Origin of the sequence: Lentzea sp. JNUCC 0626, assembly GCF_043632865.1 — a bacterium.
Lineage (GTDB): Bacteria > Actinomycetota > Actinomycetes > Mycobacteriales > Pseudonocardiaceae > Lentzea.
In genome coordinates, this window is sequence record NZ_CP171635.1 from 10,017,204 (window position 1) to 10,039,293 (window position 22,090).

Annotated in this window: 14 protein-coding genes; 12 read left to right on the plus strand and 2 right to left on the minus strand. The window is 69.8% G+C overall.

Going from position 1 to position 22,090, the window contains the following annotated elements:
* Nucleotides 1-113: 113 nt before the first annotated feature.
* The 11 genes from JNUCC0626_RS47110 (at nt 114) to JNUCC0626_RS47160 (ending at nt 17,915) form a co-directional block, all read left to right on the plus strand.
* On the plus strand, nt 114-2,636 hold the full coding sequence (locus JNUCC0626_RS47110; RefSeq protein WP_394617107.1) for an AMP-binding protein: 2,523 nt from the start codon (nt 114-116) through the stop codon (nt 2,634-2,636).
* On the plus strand, nt 2,633-4,123 hold the full coding sequence (locus JNUCC0626_RS47115; RefSeq protein WP_394617108.1) for an argininosuccinate lyase: 1,491 nt from the start codon (nt 2,633-2,635) through the stop codon (nt 4,121-4,123). The genes JNUCC0626_RS47110 and JNUCC0626_RS47115 overlap by 4 nt, the downstream gene beginning before the upstream one ends.
* Nucleotides 4,123-5,076 carry a kinase gene (locus tag JNUCC0626_RS47120; RefSeq protein WP_394617109.1) on the plus strand — a complete coding sequence of 318 codons (954 nt, stop codon included), beginning with the start codon at nt 4,123-4,125 and terminating at the stop codon, nt 5,074-5,076. The genes JNUCC0626_RS47115 and JNUCC0626_RS47120 overlap by 1 nt, the downstream gene beginning before the upstream one ends.
* A complete protein-coding gene (locus JNUCC0626_RS47125; protein ID WP_394617110.1) occupies nt 5,063-7,330 on the plus strand; it encodes a pyridoxal-phosphate dependent enzyme in 2,268 nt (755 codons plus the stop codon). Before JNUCC0626_RS47120 ends, JNUCC0626_RS47125 begins: the two co-directional genes overlap by 14 nt.
* Before the next feature lie 17 nt (nt 7,331-7,347).
* Entirely contained in the window at nt 7,348-8,391 is a 1,044-nt protein-coding gene (ltaE, locus tag JNUCC0626_RS47130) for a low-specificity L-threonine aldolase (protein WP_394617111.1), read from the plus strand.
* Between the two features lie 180 nt (nt 8,392-8,571).
* Nucleotides 8,572-11,652 carry a non-ribosomal peptide synthetase gene (locus JNUCC0626_RS47135; protein WP_394617112.1) on the plus strand — a complete coding sequence of 1,027 codons (3,081 nt, stop codon included), beginning with the start codon at nt 8,572-8,574 and terminating at the stop codon, nt 11,650-11,652.
* A gap of 498 nt (nt 11,653-12,150) precedes the next feature.
* Nucleotides 12,151-12,966, plus strand: a complete 816-nt coding sequence (locus tag JNUCC0626_RS47140) for a hypothetical protein (RefSeq protein ID WP_394617113.1) — start codon at nt 12,151-12,153, stop codon at nt 12,964-12,966.
* A gap of 241 nt (nt 12,967-13,207) precedes the next feature.
* Nucleotides 13,208-14,227, plus strand: coding sequence for an LLM class flavin-dependent oxidoreductase (locus tag JNUCC0626_RS47145; RefSeq protein WP_394617114.1), 1,020 nt, complete (start codon nt 13,208-13,210; stop codon nt 14,225-14,227).
* A 246-nt stretch (nt 14,228-14,473) separates the two neighbouring features.
* On the plus strand, nt 14,474-15,136 hold the full coding sequence (locus tag JNUCC0626_RS47150; RefSeq protein WP_394617115.1) for a streptomycin biosynthesis regulator: 663 nt from the start codon (nt 14,474-14,476) through the stop codon (nt 15,134-15,136).
* Nucleotides 15,137-15,202: 66 nt separating this feature from the next.
* Nucleotides 15,203-16,678, plus strand: coding sequence for a tryptophan 7-halogenase (locus JNUCC0626_RS47155; RefSeq protein ID WP_394617116.1), 1,476 nt, complete (start codon nt 15,203-15,205; stop codon nt 16,676-16,678).
* A gap of 7 nt (nt 16,679-16,685) precedes the next feature.
* The gene (locus JNUCC0626_RS47160) at nt 16,686-17,915 is read left to right on the plus strand and encodes a cation:proton antiporter (RefSeq protein ID WP_394617117.1); all 1,230 of its coding nucleotides are present in this window, start codon (nt 16,686-16,688) and stop codon (nt 17,913-17,915) included.
* Between the two features lie 49 nt (nt 17,916-17,964).
* On the opposite strand, the gene JNUCC0626_RS47165 is transcribed toward JNUCC0626_RS47160, so the two are convergent.
* Together JNUCC0626_RS47165 and JNUCC0626_RS47170 are read right to left on the minus strand one after the other, a co-directional pair.
* Nucleotides 17,965-19,713: a non-ribosomal peptide synthetase gene (locus tag JNUCC0626_RS47165; RefSeq protein WP_394617118.1), complete on the minus strand. Its 1,749-nt coding sequence runs from the start codon at nt 19,711-19,713 to the stop codon at nt 17,965-17,967.
* Between the two features lie 315 nt (nt 19,714-20,028).
* Complete coding sequence (locus JNUCC0626_RS47170; RefSeq protein WP_394617119.1) at nt 20,029-20,766, minus strand: chitinase; 738 nt, start codon at nt 20,764-20,766, stop codon at nt 20,029-20,031.
* A 398-nt stretch (nt 20,767-21,164) separates the two neighbouring features.
* Here JNUCC0626_RS47170 and JNUCC0626_RS47175 point away from each other — a divergent pair, with 398 nt between their 5' ends.
* Nucleotides 21,165-22,070, plus strand: a complete 906-nt coding sequence (locus JNUCC0626_RS47175) for an aminoglycoside phosphotransferase family protein (RefSeq protein WP_394617120.1) — start codon at nt 21,165-21,167, stop codon at nt 22,068-22,070.
* Nucleotides 22,071-22,090 lie beyond the last annotated feature (20 nt).

Sequence of the window (22,090 nt, forward strand, 5' to 3'; positions counted from 1 at the left end):
CTGAGTTCCCGGCCGGCCATTTCGCGGCACCTCCCGAATTGTCGCCCGGCGAAATGTGCCGTTGCCGTTGCCGGAGACCGCCGGTGGCCCGTCGTACGGAAAGGCTGTGCACTGTGACGGACCACGTCGAGGCAGTCCGCGGTCAGGAGTCACGTGGAGCCGGTCCGAAGTGGACACTTCCGGATCGCCGCGCTCACGAGCTCTTCGAGGATCGCGCGCGCGACACGCCGTCGGCCGTGGCGGCGGTGCACCGGGGCACTCGCTGGACCTACGCGCGGCTCGACGCCGCCGCCGACCGCGTGGCAGGGGCACTGCTCGCGGCCGGACTCCAGCCGGAGGGCGTGGTCGCCGTCATCAGCCACCGCTCGCTCGACTGGCTGGCGTCGATCCTCGGCGTCTTCAAGGCGGGCGGGGTCTACCTCCCGATCGACCCCGCCTACCCCGACGAGCGCATCGCGGAACTGGTGCGGCGCAGCGGATGCCGGGTGGCGTTGGTGGAGGACGGGCTGTCGGCGGTCCGGATCGGGACAGCGGTCGACGTGCTCGCGATGCCGCCGGAGACGGCTGCGGGGGCACGGCCTGGCCGCGTGCCGGCCCGGGGTCTCGCCTGCGCGTACTTCACCTTCGAGTCCGCCGACGCGCCGAAGGGCGCCGCGTGCGAGCACGAGGGCGTGCTCAACCACCTCCTGGCGAAGGTGGACGTGTTCGGGCTCGAGCCGGGGGCCGTCGTCGCGCAGACCACTTCCCACTGCTCCAGCGATTCGTTGTGGCAGGCACTCGCACCGCTCGTCGCCGGTGGCACCGCGGTGATCATCGACCCGGAGGTGATGCTGGACGTGCCCGCGCTCCTGCGCCTGCTGGCGGAGGAGAACGTCGGCGTCCTGCAGCTCACCCCCAGCCACCTCGACGTCATCGTCACGAGGCTCGAGTCGGGGCACCGCGCGGCCGGCTCGCTGCGGATGATCGGCGTCACGGGAGCGGTGGTGGGCCACGGGTTGCTCGCCCGCTGGTTCGACCAGTGCCCCGAGGTGCCCGTGGTGAACGCCTACGGTGCTGTCGAAGCGTCGGGCGACACCACGCACGAGGTCATCCGCGCCGTGGTGGACGGGGAGCCCGTCGCCGTGGGCCTGCCCATCGCGAACGTCTTCGTCGACGTACTCGGCCCGGACGGGCTGCCGGTGGCCGGTGACGCGATCGGCGAGATCACCTTCTCCGGGGTCTGCGTCGGGCGCGGCTACCTCGACGACCCGGACGGCACGCCCGCGGCGTTCGGCACCGATCCGCTCCGGCCGGGACTGCGCCGCTACCGGACGGGAGACCGCGGGCACTGGTTACCGGGTGGACGGCTCAGGTTCGTCGGGCGGCGGGACGAACAGGCGACGATCGGCGGCGTCCGGATCGAGGTCGGCGAGGTCGAGTCGGCACTGCGCCAGGTACCGGGAGTCCGTTCGGCGTGCGTGATCGTGCTGCCCGACGGCCCCGGTGAGCGCCTGGCGGGGTTCTACGCCGGGCAGGCGCCGATTCCGCAGATCCGCGATCTCCTGGCGGAGCGGGTGCCGTCCCACCAACTCCCGGCCGTGCTGCGCTGGCTGCCCGAGCTCCCGTGCACCGACGAGGGCGAGGTCGACAGGCGGGAACTGGCGGATCTCGAGATCAGCAGTGCGAACGGCAACAGCCTGATGCCGCCGCGCACCGGCACTGAACGGAGGATCGCCACCGTGTGGGCGGAGGTGCTGGGTCTTCCGCTCGACGAGATCGGCCGCAACGACAACTTCTTCGCGCACGGCGGGGGTTCCTTGGAAGGACTTCTGCTGGTGGTGCGACTGCGCGGGCTCGTCTCGCTCGTGGACCTCATGGCGAACCCGTCGCTGGCCGACCTGGCGGCGGCGGTGGACGGTGCGTCCACTCGCGACTCGTCGTTGCTGCAACCGCTTTCGGTGCCGGAAGGGGCGAGCGTCGCCTTGGTCTGCGTGCCGTACGAGGCGGGCAACGCGCTCAACTTCGAGGCCATGGCACGCGAACTGTCCACATCGGACGTCGCGGTGTACGCGGTGGAGCTGCCGGGCCACGACGCCGCCCGGCCGGACGACGAACTGGCGAGCCTCGACCGGCTCGCCGGCCGGTTGAGCCAGGAGATCCTCGACCACGTCGACCTGCCGGTGGCGTTGTGGGGCCACGGAACGGGCGTCGCGCTCGCGCTGGAGACCTGCAGGTCGCTGCAGGCGGCGGGAGTCGTGCCGCGGCACCTGTTCCTGGCCGCGGCGGACCCGCGGGAGTCCTCGGGCCGGGAAGCGGCCGACATCGGCGCCTGGTTGCGCGACACCGGCGCGTTCACCGACGTGGACCAGTGGCGGTCGGCCAGGGGCGAACTGATCGAACGCGCCTACCGGCACGACCTCCGCGAGGCGGAGGGGTATCTCGCCTCCTGCACCACGACTCTCGACCTGCCGGCGACGATCATCACGATCCCCCGCGCGCCGGGGGAGAGCGACGCCGCGGCGCGCTGCGCGGCGATCCTCCCCGAAGCGCGGATCACGCGGTTCGAGAACGCGGGGCGTTACGTCGTCCGCAGTCATCCCGCCGTGACGGCGGAACTCGTCACCGCCACGGTCGCGGGGAAAGGCGGCATCCGGTGAAGCTGACCGGCAGACTGGCGGCGGCGCCGGACGACTTCATCAGGCAGGAGTTCCTCGAGCCGCAGTTCCGGCACGAGGTCGTCCATCTCCTGCGCTGGTACGTGCTGATCGAGAAAGCGCTGCTGGGTGAGTACCGCCGCCTCGGCGTCCTGTCGGACGCGCAGGCGGGCCGGCTCGCGGCCGCGCTCGACGGGCTGACCCCGGACCAGCTCACGGCCGGCGCCGCCGGTGCTCTTTCCGACATCGCGCTGGCGATGGAGGTCGAGGTCGGCAAGGCGCTGCCGGAGCCGGTGCCCGCCTGGCACGTGGACCGCAGCCGCAACGACCTGCAGGCGTGCGCTCAGCTGCTGCACGGCCGGGAACAGGTCAGCGACATCGCGGTGCTGGCCGGGCAACTGGCCGAGGTGGCGCTCGAACGCGCTTCTCACGACGTCACCTCTCCCATGCCGGGGTACACGCACCTGCAGGCCGCCCAGGTCGTCACGCCCGGCTTCTACCTCAGCGCCGTCGCCGAGCACGCGCTGCGCTTCTCGTCCAGACTGCTCGGCACCTACGACCGGATCAACCTCTCGCCGCTCGGCGCGGGACCGATGGCCGGCCAGGAACTCGCGTGGGATCGGAACCTGCTGGCGCGGGCGATCGGTTGCCAGGGCCCGGTTCCGCACGCGCTGGTCGCGGTGGCGTCGCGGGACTGGCTGCTCGACGTCGCGGCGGACATCGCGTCCGCGGGGACGGGGTTCAGCAGGTTCCTGACCGATCTCATGGCCTGGGGTTCGAGTGCCTACGGACTGGTCGAGCTGCCGGACGAACTGGCGGGGATCTCCGCCGCCATGCCCCAGAAGAAGAACTACCCGCTGCTGGAACGCCTGCGCGGCCGCACCGGCCACCTGACGGCCTTCTACGTCGACTTCGCGTCCTGCCAGCGGAACACGCCGTACAGCAACATGGTCGAGGTCTCGAAGGAGGCGGGCGTGCACGCGAGCACGATGTTCGCGGCGACCCGCTCGGTGCTCGCCGGGTTCACGCTGGTCGTGGAGAAGCTGCGGTGGCGCACCGACAGGATGCGTGCCGCGGCGGAAGAGGACCACTTCGGAGGCTTCAGTCTGGCCAACGAGCTGACGCTGCGCGCGGGCGTGCCGTGGCGGACCGCTCAGGTCGTCGCCGGGAGGTACGTCAGCGCTGTGCTGGCCGGAGGCAACGGTCACGCCGGTCACGGCGACCCGGCGGCACTCGTCGCGGCGGCACTGGAAGCGGGCCACGTGCTCGACGACCCCGGTTCGTACCTGACGAACTCGCTGGACGTGGACGCCCAGTTGCGCGCGAAGCTGTCGTCGGGCTCGACCAGTCCGTCTTCCGTGGCGGCACTGCTGGCGGAGCAGCGGGAGCGGCTCGGCGTGCTGAGGGAGCAGTGGGACGAGCGAAGGGCCGCGGTGCGGGACGCGATCGCCGCCACCGACGCCTCGCTGCTGCCGGGAGGAGCGGCGTGATGAGTCCGCAACTCTGCACGGAAGCCGCCGGGGGAGGCGGAGTTCCCGTCCGCGCGGTCGCCGTGAGCTCCGCCTTCGGCACGTTCGGCGAGCTGTTGCAGGGCGCTCTGCCCGACGACGGGCCGGACTTCCTGGTGACGCTGCCGATCGCCAGGTGGGCCACCGCCACGTTCGCCTACGAGAGCACGCTGGACGGCGTCGAGGTCTTTCCCGCCACGAAGACGAAGGCGCGCAGGGTCGCCGAGGCGGTGCTGGCCCGTTTCCGCGGGGGTGGGGGATCGCTGAGGCTGAGCGGGTCACTTCCCGAGGGCAAGGGCCTGGCGAGCTCCTCCGCCGATCTGGTCGCGACGGCACGAGCGGTCGCGGCCGCGCTCGGTGTGGACATGCCACCACGGCTCGTCGAGGACCTGTTGCGCGGCATCGAACCGACGGACGGCGTCATGTATCCGGGAGCGGTGGCCTTCGAGCACCGCAACGTCGCGCTGCTGGCCGAACTCGGCGACCTGCCGCCGATGACCATCGTGGGCATCGACGAGGGCGGATCCGTGGACACCGTCGCGTTCAACCGGATCCCCAAGAACTTCACGCCGCGGGAGCGCGACGAGTACGCCCGGTTGCTGGACGAGACGCGGATCGCCGTGGGATCCGGTGACGTGGCGGCGATAGGTCGCGTCGCGACCCGCAGCGCTCATCTCAACCAGCGCCTGTGCCGCAAGCGCACGCTGACCGCGATGACCGCCCTCAGCGCGGAGGTCGGCGGGGTCGGTGTGGTCGCCGCGCACAGCGGATCCGCGATCGGGTTGCTGATACCGAACGACGTCGCGAACTTCCGCGGCCGGCTGGCCGAGGCCATCAACCGATGTGGCCGGCTCGTGCACCGCGAGCGGGTGCAGTGCTACCAGAGCCTGGGTTTCGAACCGACCGGGAGCCGGACTGACAATGATCTTCAATGACCTGGTGGACGCCATCGGCCACACACCCCTGGTGCGGTTGAGGACGGGGCCACCCGACGTGACCGTGCTGGCCAAACTCGAGCTGCAGAACATGTTCGCGATGAAGGACCGGGTGGCCCGCGCGGTCGTCCGGGACGCCCGCGAGAACGGCGTGCTCGCGCCGGGCGCGCCGATCATCGAGAGTTCCTCGGGCACGATGGCGCTGGGGCTGGCGCTGGCGGGCAGCCTGCTCGGCCATCCGGTGCACATCGTGACGGATCCCCGCATCGACGCGATCACCCTCGCGAAGCTGAGGTCGCTCGGCTGCTCGGTGCACGTGGTCGAGGCGATGACCGCGAACGGCTGGCAGAGCGCCCGCCTGGAACGCCTGGAGAGTCTGCGGGAGGAGTACCCCGGCGCGTTCTGGCCGCGGCAGTACACCAACCCGAGGAACCCTCTCGCCTATGCGACGCTGGCGGACGAGCTGGTGGCCGACGCGGGCGGGGTCGACGTGCTCGTCGGCGCGGTCGGCAGCGGTGGATCCCTGTGCGGCACCGCTCGCGCTCTGCGCCGCGCGCTGAAGGCCGCGGGGAGGCCGGAACCGTTGCGAGTGGTCGGCGTCGACGCCGTGGGCAGTGTCCTCTTCGGACAGACGGATCGGCCGGGACGCAGGCAGAGCGGGATCGGCAACAGCCTCATCCCCGGGAACCTGGACTTCGGGCAGCTGGACGAGGTGCACTGGCTCAACGACCACGAGGCTTTCGCGGCGACCCGCGACCTCGCCCGCGACGAGTGCGTCTTCGCGGGCAACTCCTCGGGATCGGTGTACCAGGTGCTGAAGCACCTCGCCCGCACCTCCGCGCCCGGCACGACCATCGTCGGCATCCTCCCGGACCGGGGCGACCGCTACGTCGACTCGATCTACGACGACGAGTACTGGCGGCGGACAGGACTGAACGAGCTCCCCATCAGTGCGGAGCCGCGGCACGTCGCCTACGGCACCGAGGTCGGCGGTTGGTCGTGGGCACAGGTGCCGGCCTCACCGCGCAAACGCCTGGTGTTCGTGGAGTCGAACACCACGGGCACCGGCGTCCTCGCCCTCGCCCGCGCCAGGGATCTCGGTCTGGCACCGGTGCTGCTCACCGGCAACCCGAACCGGTACCCCGGAATCGGTGAGGCCGACTGCGAGATCATCCGCTGCGACACCAACAGCGCCGACGCCCTGGCGGCCGCCGTCCGTGCCCACTTCGACGCCGCCGAGGTCGGTGGAGTCACGACCACCAGCGAGTTCTACCTGGAGGCCGCCGCGACGCTGGCCGAATCGCTGGGGCTTCCCGGAAATCCGCCGGAGGCCGTCCGCGCGTGCCGCCACAAAACGGCGACCCGGCGCCTGCTCGCGGACGCGGGACTGCCGCAGCCGGTGGCGGTGCCGGTGACCTCGGTCGCCGAGGTACCCGCCGCGGTGGCGGCGACGGGCCTGCCCTGCGTGGTCAAGCCCGTCGCGGACTCGGCGTCGACCGGGGTGCTGTTGTGCACCTCCGCCGAACAGGTGCGCGACCAGGTCGCGAAGCTGCTTTCGATCACGCACAACGTCCGCGGGCAGGCCGTGCCGGAGGAGGTGCTCGTCGAGGAGTTCGTCCAGGGACCGGAGTTCAGCGTCGAGACGATCTTCGCGGACGGTGAACTCCGCGTCGTGGGCATCACCAGGAAGTCGGTGTCACCACCGCCCTCGTTCGTCGAGTTGCGGCACGCGTTCCCCGCGCCGCTGGACGAGGACACGACCGGCGAGATCGAGAAGGTCGTGCGCTCGGCCGTCGAGGCGGTCGGGCTGCACCACGGCGCCTGCCACACCGAGTTGCGCCTGACCCCGGCCGGACCGGTGATCATCGAGATCAACGCACGGCTCGCGGGCGGCATGATTCCCGAACTGGTCAGGCTGGCCGGTGGGCCCGACCTGCTGACGCAGCAACTGCGTGCGGCGGCCGGCATGGGCCTGGAACTCCTGCCCGAACCGCAGCGCACGGCTGGGGTCTGTTTCGTGACGAGTCCCGCCGGTGGCCGGATCACGGGCGTGCACGGGATCGAGGAGGCCCGCCTGATCGGGGGAGTGGCCGAGGTCAGGATCTCGCGCGGTCCTGGTGACCTGGTGCGGACCGCGACCGACGCCTACGACCGGATCGGGTACGTCATCGCGTCGGCCGGCTCGGTCGAGGAGCTCGACCGAGCACTCGACTCGGCGCTGGACCGCGTCACCGTCGAGCTGGCGAACGACTGAGGGGAAGACGAACCGACATGATCGAGATGCGCAGCGACACCTTCACGTTGCCCACGGCGCGGATGCTGTCGGAGATGACGCGGGCACCACTCGGCGACGACGTGTACGGGGAGGACCCGACCGTCAACGAGCTCGAGGAGCTGGCCGCGAAGAGCGTCGGCAAGCCCGCCGCGTGCCTGATGCCCAGCGGAACGATGGCGAACCTGGCCGCGATGCTCGTGCACGTGCCGCGAGGCGGGAAAGTCCTCGTCGGCAACGAGAGCGACATCTACCTGTACGAAGCCGGCGGGGCGAGCGTGTGCGGCGGGATCGTGTACGAACCGGTTCCCACGCAACCCGACGGCACGCTCGCGATCGACGACCTGGCGGCCGCTCTGCCGCCGGACCCGGACGATCCGCAGTTCGCGCTGCCCGGGCTCGTCTGCGTGGAGAACACCCACAACCGCATGGGCGGCCGGGTGTTGAGCCAGGGGTACCTCGACCAGCTCAGGAGCTTCGCGACAGACCACGGCGTTCCCGTGCACATGGACGGTGCCAGGATCTTCAACGCCGCGGTCGCGTCCGGCGTGCCCGCGGCCGAGATAGCCGCCCACGCCGACTCGCTCCAGTTCTGCCTGTCGAAAGGCCTGTCGGCGCCGATCGGCTCGATCCTGGCCGGGGAGACCGCTTTCGTCGACAGGGCACGGCGCGTCCGCAAGATGCTCGGCGGCGGGATGCGCCAGGCCGGGGTGTTCGCGGCCGCCGGTGTGGTCGCGCTGACGTCCATGGTCGACCGGCTCGCCGAGGACCACGCGCTCGCCGCGCAGCTGGCGGCGGGCCTCGCGGACGTGGACGGGATCGACGTCGACGCGAACTCGGTCACCACGAACATCGTCCTGTTCCGCGTTTCCGCCGACGGTCTGGACGAGAAGTCCTTCGTGGACGCTGCCGGGAAACGCGGTCTGGCCGTGGGCGAGTTCGGCCACGGCCGGATCAGGGCTGTCACGCATCGCGGTCTCGCCTCCGCGGACATCACCCGGGCAGTGGCGATCGTCGCGGACGTGGTGCGCGCCGCGAGCTGAACACCGCCGGAAACGCTCGTGTGCCGGGGAATGGCCGGGACCCTGCCGTCTGACGGGGTATCGCCACCGATCACGAGAGGTACGTTCGGTTCGCGCAAACCGTTGCGGCCGTGCGGTTTCGCTTTGGCGCGTCATCCCAGGCCCTTCCTGCCGCCCGGCGAGTGATCGGAGATGTGGTCGATGTTCGAGCTCTCGGCTTCGCAGCAGATCGTGTGGCTGCACGAGGAACTCTCCCCCGGCAGTCGGGCGTACAACTTCACGGCCACGGTCGACCTGCGTGGCTCCCTCGACGTTCCGGTGCTGCGCGACGCCTTGTCCGCGGCGCTCGAACGCCATGCCGGACTTCGGCTGGAACTGGTCGAGAGGCCTGGGCAGAACCCCGCACAACGGGTTCGCGAGCAGTGCCCGCCGCGGTGGCGCACCGCCGACCTCAGCGGCGAAACCGATCCCGAAACCGCGTTCGCGCACATGCTGATGGAGGAGGCGCGCACGCCGCTGGACACTTCCGAGGCGCCACTGCTGCGGTGGTGCGTCGTGCGTCTTTCCGAGCGGCACCACCGGATCATCCACGTCGAGCACCACCTGATCCACGACGGGTGGTCGTTCGCGGTGCTGCTGCGCGACGTGTTCGGCGGCTACCGGAGCCGGGTGCTGGGCGAGGACTTCTCCCCGCCGCCGGCGGGATCCTTCGAGGACCACGTGCGCTCGCGGCGTGCGCCCGGCGAGCAGAGCGTCGAGTTCTGGCGTGACGAACTGGCCGGCGCGGACTTCGACCTGCCGATGCCGGGAGTGAGCCAGGTGCGGGCCGAGCGCGCCCGCGACGGAATGCAGCTGCGACAGCCCATCGAACCGGGTGTGGCGACCGCGTTGCGCGCGTTGTGCCGCGAGCGCGGCCACACGCCGTTCACCGCGCTGCTGGGCCTGTTCGCCGAACTCCTGCGCCGGCACAGCGGACGGACCGACGTGGTGATCGGATCGGCGGTCGGCAACCGGCCCGAGGGGTTCGAGTCGACCATCGGCATGTTCGTCAACACCATCCCGTTGCGGTTGAAGCTCGATCCGGCTGCCACCGCGTCGGAGGCGGTGGACAACGCGATCGACACGCTGTTCGGATGCCTGCCGCACCAGGACGTCCCCGTGCAGACGATCACGCGTGCGCTGGAGCTGCGCACCGATGGCGTGAACAACCCGTTGTTCGACGTGGTGTTCAGCTCTCACGACGCGGTGCTGCCCGACGTCGAGGTGCCGGATCTGGACATCGCTCTCTTCGAGGGCGTCAACACCGGCACGGCGCGGTTCGACCTGAACGTCGTGCTCATCCCGGACGACCGGCGCGTCGTGGGCGCCAAAGCGGGACAGGGCGGCATGGTCGTCGTGTGGGAGTTCGACCAGAGCCGGTTCACCCGCGCGGCCGTTCTCCAGCTCCAGCAGCGCCTGCTCGGCCTGCTCGAGGCGTATCTCGCCGATCCCGACGCGATCGTCGCTTCTCTTGACGCCGTGCCGCTGATCGCGCCGGAGGACGCGGGGGAAGCCGGCTGCTCGGTCCTCGACGACTGGCGGCACCGGCCCGCGGACGGGTTGGCGATCATCGCGGGATCCGACCGGATCACCCGCGGCGAACTCGACCGGCGCGTCGCGGACCTGGTCTCCGAGCTGTCCGGCGCCGGGGTGCGGGCAGGGCAACCGGTGGCCTTCGTCCTCCCCAGAGGGGTCAGCTCCGTCGTCGCGCTGCTGGCCTGTCTGCGTCTGTCCGCCGTGTACTGCCCGCTCTCGGTCGACGATCCGCCGACGCGGCTGGAACTGTTGACGCGCAGGCTGAATCCCGCGCTCGTGGTGACGACGGAGAACCACGCGTCGGCGCTCGGCGACCAACCGCCCCCGGTCGCTCTGCTGGACCGGGGTTCCTTCCCCGCCGCCGCGCCGGTACCGGTGATCGAAGGCGACGCGGCCTACGTCCTGCACACGTCGGGGTCCACCGGGGTCCCCAAACCGGTCGTGGTGGGCAGGGCCGCTCTGGCCGGGTACGTCGAGCGGATCGCCGACCGCTTCGAGCTGACCGCGGACGATCGCGTGCTGCACTTCGCCCAGCCGGTGTTCGACGTGGCTCTGGGCGACATCCTGCCCACCCTCCACAAGGGAGCGACCATCGTCGTCCCGGACGTCGACTTCCCGGCGCCGGCGGAACTGGTCGGGCTGATGGCGGACCAGGGGGTCACGGCCGTGACCCTGACCACCAGCCACGTGCTGGCGGCGCAGGACGAGATGTGCGCCGCGCTCGCGGACGGGCGGTGGTCGCCCCGTCTGCTCGTGATGTTCGGCGAACGGCTGCTCGGTGGGGTCATCCGGTCGTTGCGAGATGCCTTCGACGGTGTGTTGCTGAACGCCTACGGCATCACGGAGGCCGCGGTCACGACCACGACGCACGAGATCACCGAGGCGGACCCGGACACCGACGACGTGCCGCTGGGCGTCGAACTGCCGGGCACGAGGATGTACGTGCTGGACAACGGCCACCGGCCGCTGCCGGACGGTGCCGTCGGTGAACTCGCGATCGCCGGGTGGGGCCTTGCCGACGGCTACCGCGGTGACGACGCGACGACCGCCGCCCGGTTCCCCGTGGTCGAGGGCGAACGGGTGTACCTCAGCGGTGACCTCGGCTACCGCGACGCCGCGGGCCGGCTGAACTTCCTCGGCCGGGCGGACAACCAGGTCAAGGTGCGCGGCTACCGCATCGAACTCGAGGAAGTCGAGGCGGTGGCCGCCGAGGCGCTGGACCTGCCCGGCTGCGTGGTCGTGGTGGACCGCTCCGGCGCCGAGCCCCGCCTGGTCGGGTTCTACGTGGGGGAGCAGGACGTCGACGGCGACCTGATGCGCGAGGCACTCGCGCGGCGTCTGCCCGCTCCGCTGGTGCCCGCCGACTGGGCGCGGCTGGAGGCCCTGCCGACGATGCCCGGAGGCAAGACGGACCGCGGCAAGCTGAAGAAGATGGCGGCCGACGTGCGGCCAGCCGAAGAACTGCCGTTCGCCGAGTCCGGTGACGAGGTGCGGAGCCTGGTGGCGCGAGGCTGGCAGGAAGTGCTCGGCCACGACCGCTTCACCGGCTCGTCGGACTTCTTCCGCGTCGGCGGTCACTCCATGCTGCTCGCACGGTTGGCCGCGTGGCTGGAGCTGGAGCTGGGCGGCAGGCCGCCGTTGCACCTGCTGTTCCAGCACACGGTGCTCGCGAAGCAGGCCGACGCGGTGCGGGAACTGGTGCTCTGAGCACGCGACACCCGCGGTGACAGCACTTCTGGTGGTGCGGACGACGTCCGCACCACCAGAAGTGCTGCCGATTTCCCCGCGGAGGCCGGCACCACGTTTCCTGGAATGGCGCCTGGGGCTTGATTGCACTTGTGTCCGCGCATGCGCTCAGCCGGATGAGATTTGAAAGACCACGTTTCAGGCCGTTGTTCACCCGTTCGGATCAGTGTGGGATGGCATTGACTTGTTAGTCTTCCTGCGCATCTGACAACCGTCTGGGGGCGGTGGTTCAATTGCCGGAAGGGTCACCACGCCTGGGTCGTCCTGGGCTTCGCCGTGCAGAGGTTGATCTTTGTCGGCAAATCGGGTGACGCTCTGGTTGAAGTCGCCTCCGCATCCCAGATGGATTGTCCGGAAACGCGGTTTTGGGCTGTTCCTGATAGGCCACGCGTTCCTGCGGTGGAGAGGACTGTCATTCGCAAGCGCATAATCTGAAATCGATCATCTGGGGGGATTTTCGTGCGCGTTGGTGGTTTCGCCCCGGTCGGGTTCGCCGACCGGGAGGTGGTGGACGCCGCATCCGACGGTGCGGCTGTGGTGATGTGGTCGAAAACCGCGCAAGGCGTTCAGGAGCCGGGCGACGTCGAGCAGGTGCGCCTTCGTCCCGAGCAGCAGCTGCGGTTCGGCATCTCGCGGCGGTCGAAGTCTTTCGAGCCGCTGGCCGCGCACGGCGTCGGGTCGTTCGAGGTCATCTCCGGCAACCTGTTCGTCTCGAACTTCACCTCGTCGACGACCTTCGCGGTCGAGAACCTGGAGGGCGGCGCCGAGCTGGTCAAGGTCCCTCCGCGCCGGCGGCGGATGGTGATCCCGTTCGAGATGTCGCGGGTGCTCATCCCGTCCTGGGCCGGGCTCGTCCAGGTCACGGTCTTCGGCAGGCCTCCGGACCAGGTCCAGGACACGGGCGTCGCGGACCACGCGGAGTCCCAGCCGTTCCAGCTCGACGAGAGCAGCAAGTACTTCCTCGTGCTGGTGGCGCTCTGCGAACCGCGGTTGCGCGGGTCGTCCATGGCCGCGGTGCCCTCCGTCCAGGAGGTCGTCGACCGGCTCCGGCAGAACCACCGGTTCCGGGACGCGAACCGCAGCAGCGTCAACTACCACATCGACTACCTGCGCGGCCGGAAACTGCAGGTGGAGCAGTGGGCGATGTACTCGGCCAACGGCCGGATGCACTCCAAGCGCGAGGCACTCGTGTCCTTCGCCCTGCGTTACGACCTCGTCCGGGAAGAGCACCTCAGCCTGCTCTCGTCACCGGTCAAGCCGCCTGCAGCCGCCTAGCGTCGGCTTTGTGAGCCGAGTTTGTTCTCGCGGTCAGGGATGGATCCGCCCTGGCCGCGAGACGTGCGACGTCCGCGGTGGGTCATTCGCGGTGAGCCACACGCTAGCGGTCATCGTGCTGCCCCGGTCCTAACACCTCGCAGGTGCGGAACGGGCGTGTCGTCCACGCCCTGACTTTCGCCAGGACGACTTCCCCACCCGAATCGATAGTCTTTTCCCATTTCGAAGCGAAAGCGGTGGCATGCGCAAATTCGAAGTCGAGGTGGCGATCAACCCGTCATCGGTGGACCAGGCCGTGCGCATCGCCCGGAAGGCCGAACTCCTGGGGGCGGAGCAGATCGGACTCTGGGATTCGCCCGCGCTCTATCTGGATCCGTGGGTGGCGTTGGGCGTGCTGTCCCGGGAGATCAGGTCCGTTCCGATCGGTGTGTGCGTGACGAATCCGGTCACCAGGCACGTCGTGGTGACCGCGAACGCCATCGCCTCCCTCAGCCAGGCGGCTGAGGGAGGGGTGTACCTCGGTGTCGGAACAGGGGACAGCGGGGTCTACAACCTCAACGGCTGTGCGAGCACGATCGCGGATCTGAAGGCGTTCGTGATCGCCGTTCGAGAACTCCTCGAGTCGGGTCGGACCGAGATCGACGGGAAGACCTATCGCATTTCCGTCCGGCCCCGCGGGAGGATTCCGATCTACCTCGCGGCCCACGGCCGGCGTTCCCTCGAACTGGGGGCCGAACTGGGTGACGGGCTGATCCTCGGCCTGGGCCACAGCGCGGACGTCGTGGAACCGGTGATGAACGTCATCGCCGACGTTCGCGCGCGCGTCGGCGGGCGGGTCGAGGACCTGCTGCTGACGTGGAATTCAGGTGGAATGTACGTCGACGACGTTCCCGGGGTGGCCGTGGACCAGGCTGAATGGCTGCTGGGATCGTTCGCCCACCACTTCTCCCGGTTCGGGATGAAGGGAAAGTTCGTCCCCGAGAAATATCAGCGCGGAATCTTCGAGTTGGGCCGGGCGTACGATCTGCGGAACCACGGGAGCTCGACCGCCGAGCAGGTGCGGGACTACCGCAGGCTGGCTTCGGACCTGGGGGTGCGCGACTACCTGATGGACAGGTTCGTCATCGCTGGAACGCCTGCGGAGGTGTCCTCGAGAATCGACGAACTCGCAGGTCGGGGCGTGCGCAGGTTCAACTCGTCCGCCAAGGACGTCGACGAGGTCGCGTCCGTGCTCGAGCTGAGCCGCGGCGTGCGCGTCTGACCTCGCCGGCCCGCGCTCCTGATGGTTATCAGTACGGGTGCGACCTGTCCTCACCTAATCTTCTGGCCGACGTCAAAAAGGGTGGGGGTCGTCCTTCGGCGGAGCAGCGCCGCGTTGCGAAGCGGACGGACAATTCGTCTCCTCGGCGCGCTCGTACCTGAACGGGAGTGGTTTCTCGTGCAAGAACCGCGTGATCCCGATGCCGAATTCGAGAAGCGCAGTGAGGTCGCCGGATCCAGGTGGCCGTTGTCCCCGGCCGAACGGGAGTCGGTCGTCGCGCGGATGGTGGCGGCGCAACCCACGCTGTCCGATCGTTCCATCGCCTCGTCGACCGGCGTCGCCGCCAGGACCGTGGCGGCGATCCGGCGCAGGTCGGTGGACCAGACGTCGCATTCCGCGGTGCGCGTGGGCAAGGACGGCAGGGTGCGTCCGCTGAACAGCGCTGAAGGCCGCAGGAAGGCCGGCGAGGTGTTCGCCCGGCACCCCGGTGCGACGCTGCGGCAAGCGGCGGAGGCGGCCGGCATCTCGGTCGGCACGGCGAGGGACGTGCGTGATCGGCTGCGGCGGGGTGAGGATCCCGTTCCCGAGGGAATGCGGAGCAGGTCGGAACCGGCGACGGTGCGGGAGCTGGTACCGCGGTGCGCGCTCCCACCGCGCCGGGAAGAGGCCGACGCGGCGCGGCTGCTGGAAGGCCTGCGCAGGGACCCGGCGGTCAACCTCACCGAAGCAGGCCGCGCGTTGCTGAGACTTCTCACCTTGCACGCGGTGAGCCACACCAACCAGAAGGACCTCGTGGAGGCCCTGCCCCCGCACTGCTTTCCCCTCGTCGCCCGCCTCGCCAGCAGCTGCGCCGAGAGCTGGACGCGGCTCGCCACGGACTTCGAGCGCCGGGCCGCCGGCATCGCCTGACGGCGGACGAGACCTCTTCGCGTTGAACACAGATCCCGTCTAGCAGAAGGCATCACGATGACCTCGATGCAGAACCCAGAGGACACCAAGGACTTCGACGTCGTGGTCGTCGGCGGCGGCCCCAGCGGGTCGACGCTCGCCACCATGGTCGCGATGCGCGGGCATCGCGTTCTGCTGCTGGAGAAGGAGACCTTTCCCCGCCACCAGATCGGTGAGTCGCTGTTGCCGGCCACGGTGCACGGCATCTGCGGACTTCTCGGCCTGACCGAGGAACTCGTGTCGGCCGGCTTCACGGTCAAACGCGGGGGGAGGTTCCGCTGGGGTGCCAACCCGGAACCGTGGAAGTTCTCGTTCGCGTTGTCGCCGCGCCTCGAAGGGCCGACCTCGTTCGCGTACCAGGTGGAGCGGATGAAGTTCGACCACATCCTGCTGAAGAACGCCGCGCGCAAGGGGGCCGACGTCCGGGAGAACTGCACCGTGCTCGACGTCGTCGACGACGAGACCGGCAGGGTGAGCGGCGTCCGGTACCGCGACGCCGCCGGAGCCGAACAGCAGGTGAGCGCGAAGTTCGTGGTGGACGCCTCCGGGAACCTCAGCAGGCTGCACAAGCGGGCGGGCGGTTCGCGGGAGTTCTCCGAGTTCTTCCAGAACATCGCGATCTACGGGTACTTCGAGGGTGGCAAGCGGCTCCCGGAACCGGAGTCGGGCAACATCTTCTCGATCGCGTTCGACGAAGGCTGGTTCTGGTACATCCCGTTGCGCGACGACCTCACCAGCGTCGGCGCCGTGGTGGCGAAGGAGTACGCGGCCGATCTGCAGGGCGATCCCGAAGCCGCGCTGCGGCATTTCCTCGAGCGGTGCCCGGAGGTGCAGGACCTGCTCGGCGACACGCCCCGGATCACCGAGGGACCGTACGGCAAGGTGCGGGTCCGCAAGGACTACTCCTACCTGAACACGAAGTTCTGGCGGGACGGCATGGTGCTGGTCGGCGACGCCGCCTGTTTCGTGGACCCGGTGTTCTCCTCCGGGGTGCACCTCGCCACCTACAGCGCGCTGCTCGCGGCCCGGTCGATCAACAGCGTGCTGGCCGGCGAGATCGAGGAAGCCGAGGCGTTCACGGAGTTCGAGCGGCGCTACCGGCACGAGTACTCGTTGTTCTACGAGTTCCTGGTGTCGTTCTACGACATGCACGTCGACGAGAACTCGTACTTCTGGCGTGCCAAGAAGGTCGTGAACGTGGGCGACAACGAGCTGCAGTCGTTCGCGACGCTCGTCGGTGGTGTCGCGTCCGACGACTCGGTGCTGTCCACCACGCGTGCCCGGATCGAGTCGGCGTCGAAGGAACTGGGCAACACCGCGAGCGCCGAGGCGGGGGAGGACGTCGGGCAGCTGTTCCACTCCGACGTCGTCGAGGACGTCATGCGCCAGGGCGCCCAGGTGCAGGCCCAGGCCCAGTTCGGCAGTGACTCCCTCGGCGAACTGCCGTTGTTCGACGACGGGTTGGTGCCGTCGGACGACGGTCTCGGCTGGGTGCGGGTCTGAAGTGGACGTGGCGGCCAAGTTCCTGCTGGGCGTCGCGTTGATCCTCGTCGCGGCGCACGGCGCCGGGGCGCTCGCGATCCGGCTGGGCCAGCCCAAGGTGGTCGGGGAGATCGTCGCCGGGCTGGCCATCGGCCCGTCGCTGCTCGGGGCGCTGAGCCCGGCCATCAGCGAATGGCTGCTGCCGGGCGGCGTGCGATCCATGATCAACGGCCTGGCCCAGTTGGGGCTCGTGCTCTTCATGTTCGGCGTGGGGCAGGAGATCGCCACGAGCAGGTCGGTGCAGGACAACCGGCAGGCCGTGCTGGTGAGCCAAGCGTCGCTGTTCGTCCCGTTCGCGGGTGGGGTGCTCCTCGCGCTCTCGTTCGCGGGCAGCTTCCAGGGCGCCGCGAGGAGCGAGCTCGCGCTGGTCCTGTTCGTCGGCGCGGCGTTCAGCATCACCGCGATGCCCGTGCTCGCCCGGATCCTGGAGGATCACGACCTCACCGGTTCCCCGGTGGGCAGGCTGAGCCTGCTCGCCGCGGCGATCGGTGACGTGGGCGGGTGGGCGCTGCTGGCCGCGGCGCTGACCGTGGCGCAGGGCACCGAGCAGGGCTGGTGGACCGCCGTGAGCGCGGTTGTCGTGGCTCTGCTCGTCGTGCTCGCGTTCGGGAAGACCCGCGCGAGGATCACGCGGGCGCTGTCCTCACGGCTGACCGGGACGATCACGCCGCTCGTGGTCGTGGTGACCGTGATGGCGTTCGTCACCGCCGCGCTCGGCGTGCATCAGCTGGTCGGTGCGCTGCTCGTGGGTCTGGTGTGGCCCACGAGTCGCACTCCGGCCGTGCAGGGGCTGATCGCCACGTCGCGCAGTGTCCTGCTGCCGTTCTTCTTCCTGTGCTTCGGTTTTCAGGTCGACCTGACGTCGTTGCGGTTGAACGGCGAGACCGTGCTGCTGCTCCTGGCGCTCTTCGTCGTCGCCGTGGTCACGAAGGTCGCGGGTGCCGGCCTGGCCGCGCGGCTCTCCGGTCTTCCCCGCCGGGAGTCCTTTGTGGTCGGTGTGCTGCTCAACGCCCGCGGTCTCACCGAGCTGGTGGTGCTGCAGGTCGGTTACGAGGCCGGGCTGATCGACCAGCGGTTGTTCTCGATGCTCACCATCGTCGCGCTCACGACCACGATGATGACGGCGCCGTTGCTGCGGCTCGCCGGGGTGCGTCTGGCGCCCGCGCACGAGGTCGTCGGCGCGCGACCGAAGTCCTGATCTCCGTGCCGCGCCCGGCTTCCCGGGCGCGGCACGGACTGTTCGCCGTTCAGCCGGCGAGCGCCGCCGCGAGGTCGCGCAGAGTGGGCTTGAGGAAGAGGTCGCGCGCCCGCACCTTGACTCCCATCGCCCGCTCGAGGTGCTGAGCGATCCTCATCGCGACGAGGGACGAGCCGCCGATGTCGACGAAGTTGACGTCCAGCGGGACGTGCTGGGCTCCCAGCACCGCCCGGCAGGCGCGCAGCACCGCCAGTTCCGCCTCGGTGGTGACGCCGGGCTCTTCGCCATCGGTGCCGTCCCGCAGCAGTGCGCGCAGGGCTTCGTGGTCGATCTTGCCGTTCTCCTTGTGTGGCAAGCCGTCGACGAACCGGATCACGCCAGGAACCGCGGCGGGGTGCAGGAACTCGGCGAGGTGGGCGCGCATCGCGTCGGCGGAGACCGTCCGGTCGTCGGCGAGGACGAACGCGGCGAGGCGGGTGTCCGCGCCGTTGCCCAGCGCGAGCACCACCGCGCGTCGCACACCGTTCACCCGTTCGGCAAGTGCCTCGACGCCGTCGAGCTCGACCCGGACACCGCTCACCTTGACCTGGTTGTCGTTGCGCCCCAGGTACTCCAGCACGCCATCCGGGCGCATGACCACCCAGTCGCCCGTGCGGTACCAGCGTTGCCCGGCGCCGTCGACGGTCGCCGTCACGAACCGGTCGGCCGTCAACTCCGGCCTGCCGAGATAGCCCGTGGCCAGGCAGGCGCCGCCGATCAGCAACTCGCCCGCGGTGCCCCGCGGCACCACCTGCCGGTCTCCGTCCACAACGCACAGATCGGCACCGGGCATCGCGGTGCCGATGGGCGGGGTGACGGCCGCCGAACGGTCAGCCGAACCCAGATCGCAGCTGGTCGCCATGACCGTGCACTCCGCCGGTCCGTAAGCGTTGTGCACCACGGCGGTGACGGTCTCGTGGGGCCACTCGCGCAGACGGTCACCGCCGATGAACAGGTGGCGCAGCGCCGTCTCTGCTGGCCACGGACGGGAGATCACCATCTCGCCCAGTGGGGTGGGCAGCACGCACGCCGTGATGCGGGAACGAACCAGCCACTCGAGCACCTGAGCGGGGTCCTCGAGATCCTCCGCCGCCGCGAGGCAGAGCGCGGCACCGGTCGTCAGCGCACCCCACAGGACCTTCAGGTGGGGATCGAACGCGACGTCGACCGCGAAGCCGACGCGGTTGCCCGCACCAGTCCCGTTGATGTCATGCCACCAGGCACAAAGGTTGCGCAGGGAGGGCTCCGCGACGGCGATCGGCTTCGGCACGCCGGTGGAACCGGACGTCAACACGACGTACGCCGTCTCGGGATCACCGGCCGCGGCATCGTGGAGGTGAACCGCCACCCCGTCGCCTGCCGGCACGGCGACCGTCGTGAACGGCTCCGCGAGCTCACCGAGCCTGCTCAGGACGGCACGTGGCCTGATGTCCGCGTCGGCCAGCGTGGACAAGCGCTTCGCGTCGCTCACCGCGAGATAGGTGGCGCCGAGCCGGCGAACGGCCAGCGCCGCCGCGACGAGTTCGGGACTGCGGCCCAGCGCCACCACGACCAGGTCGCCCGGTGCCACGTGATCGGCCAGCACCTGCACGAGCGCGTCCGATGCCGCGTCCAGCTGCGCGTAAGTCCAGTTCGCAGTCGCGTGCTCGACCGCCACCGCGGCCGGCTGATGCGACACCCAGTGGTCGAACGACTCCAACAACGGTGTGCGCGTGTCACCCGGCGTCGTCCGGACGACGGAGTTCTCCTGCTGCATCATCGAACTTGCTCAACCTTCCTGCGCGGAAACGGCCTCTCCGAGTCGACTGCTCGACCCCCCAGGTCAAAGGTCCGTCTGGCGGCGCTGCGAACTAGATCCCTTGGCGGACAAGGCAGTTCGCCAGGCAACCCGGCACAGAGCAGCGTATCCCCCGCCCGCTGGAACATCACGCTCGTGCAACTGCTGCTCGTTCTCCAGTTGAGCGGTGCCGGCTGCCTTCCAGGCCGCCAGCTGAGTGCTCGGCGGAGTTGCGAAGCCGTGCGGCGCGAGGGCCTGCCCCGGAAGACCGGGGCAGGCCCTCGCGCCGCGTTCGGGTCAGCAGGACAGGTTGTCACCGGTCGGGACACCGAGGATTCCGGTGATCTGGGTGTACTTGTCGATCCGGCTCTGCACCTGCGCCGGGTTGCCGCCGTTGCACTCGATGGAGCCGTTGATGCTGCGGATGGTCTCACCGAACCCGCGGCCGTTGACCATCGCGTCGTGCGGGGTCATCGTGCCGGGGCCGCTCTGGGTGTTCCAGTACCAGAGGCCGGTCTTCCACGCGACGGCCGCGTCCTGCTCGACGAGGTAGGGGTTGCCGAGAAGGTCGATGCCGAGGTTGTCTCCGGCCGCCTTGTAGTTGAAGTTCCAGCTCAGCTGGATCGGTCCGCGGCCGTAGTAGGCGGCCTGGCCCGCAGGACAGCCGTAGGGCTGGCCGGCGTCGCAGTAATGCGGGTAGTTGGCCTGGTTCTGCTCCACGATGTGGACGAGGCCGCCGGTCTCGTGGTTCACGTTGGCCAGGAAGGCCGCGGCTTCCTGCTTCTTCACCGTGTCGTCGCCGGTGTTGGCGAAGCCGGGGTAGGCGTCGAGCGCCGCCGTCAGGCCGCTGTAGGTGTAGAAGCTGTTGCGGCCGGGGAAGATCTGGTCGAACTGGGCCTCGCTCACCACGAAGGAAGCGTCCGCTGTGGACGGTTGGGCTGACGAGGTCGTGGCGGGCAGCACCAGTGCGCCGGTGGTGGCGACGAGCGCGGCCACGGCCACTCCGGCGCGCTTCAGGAACCGGGGTGTCGACATTCGGAACTCCTCTTGTCATGCCGGTCGTGCGCGATACGACCGATCCCGTGTGGACTACGGCAATAGGTATGGACCAATCGTCGAGGCGTGAAACCGCTCTCACGGCAAGTGACCGCGACTGGCCCAGTGATCGCCTCGGCATCTGGCGGTGAGTAGAGAACGAGTGGGCCGAACGGATGACGAACCGGGCCGACCGAAGGAGGTGTTGCTACTTTCTGTAGAGACATCCTGATCGATGCGACACCCGGTCGGACGGCCTTGTGAGCCGGTGGAGCTACCGCGCGGCAGTGCTCAGGGCGAACATTGCGGTGGTGGAGCGCATCGGTGGCTCCCTAGGCTGTGGCGTGGCCAAGCGCCCGTCCGCAGGGCAGCCCAGGACACCGCAGGGGAGTTCCCACTTGACGCGCATCGACGTCCCGGCCGATCTGGCCACCTCGTACCGCAAGAACGGCGGCGAGGCCGAGCGGGAGTGGATCGAGGCGCTGCCGGAACTGGTCGACCGCTTCCTGGACGAATGGGCGCTGAAGCCGGACGGGCAGCCGCGTTCCGGAGAAGCGGCACTGGTGCTGCCGGTCCTCGGCGCCGGCGGACGCGCCGCGCTGCGGTTGCAGATGCCCAAGACCGAGACGAGGGCCGCGTTGATCGGCCTGCGGGTCTGGGACGGCGCGGGCATCGTGCGGTTGCTCGACAGCGATCCGGAGACCTGCGCGATGCTGCTGGAACGGCTCGACGATGCGCGCACCCTCGCGGACGTCGAGAACGACGACGAAGCGATGACCGTGCTCGCAGGGCTGATGCGCAGGCTCACATCGGTGACCGCGCCACGCGATGTGCCGAAACTCGGTGAGATCGCGGCCGAGATGCTGGCGCAGACGCCCGAAGCGAGCGCCGCGCTGCCCAACCCGGCGGACCGGGCGCTGCTGAGCTCGTGTGCCGCGGCGGTTGCCGAACTGGCCGGCGAACCCGGCGATCGCCTCCTGCACTGGGACCTGCACTACGGCAACGTGCTCGCCGCGGAACGTGAGCCGTGGCTGGCGATCGACCCGGAACCGCTGGCCGGCGATCCGGGCTTCGACCTGTGGCCTGCGTTGAACAGCGAGTGGGATGCCGTGACCGCCGACCCGATTCGGGTGGTGCGGCGGCGCTTCGACCTGCTCACCGCCGAGCTGGGCCTCGACCGCGACCGGGCCGCCGGGTGGACGTTGGGACGGGTGCTGCAGAACTGCCTGTGGGACGTGGAGGACGGTGCCACCGCGCTGGAGCAGAGCCAGGTGACGATGGCGGCCGCCATGCGGTCTGTCTGAAGCCGGCGACCCGCTCCCGG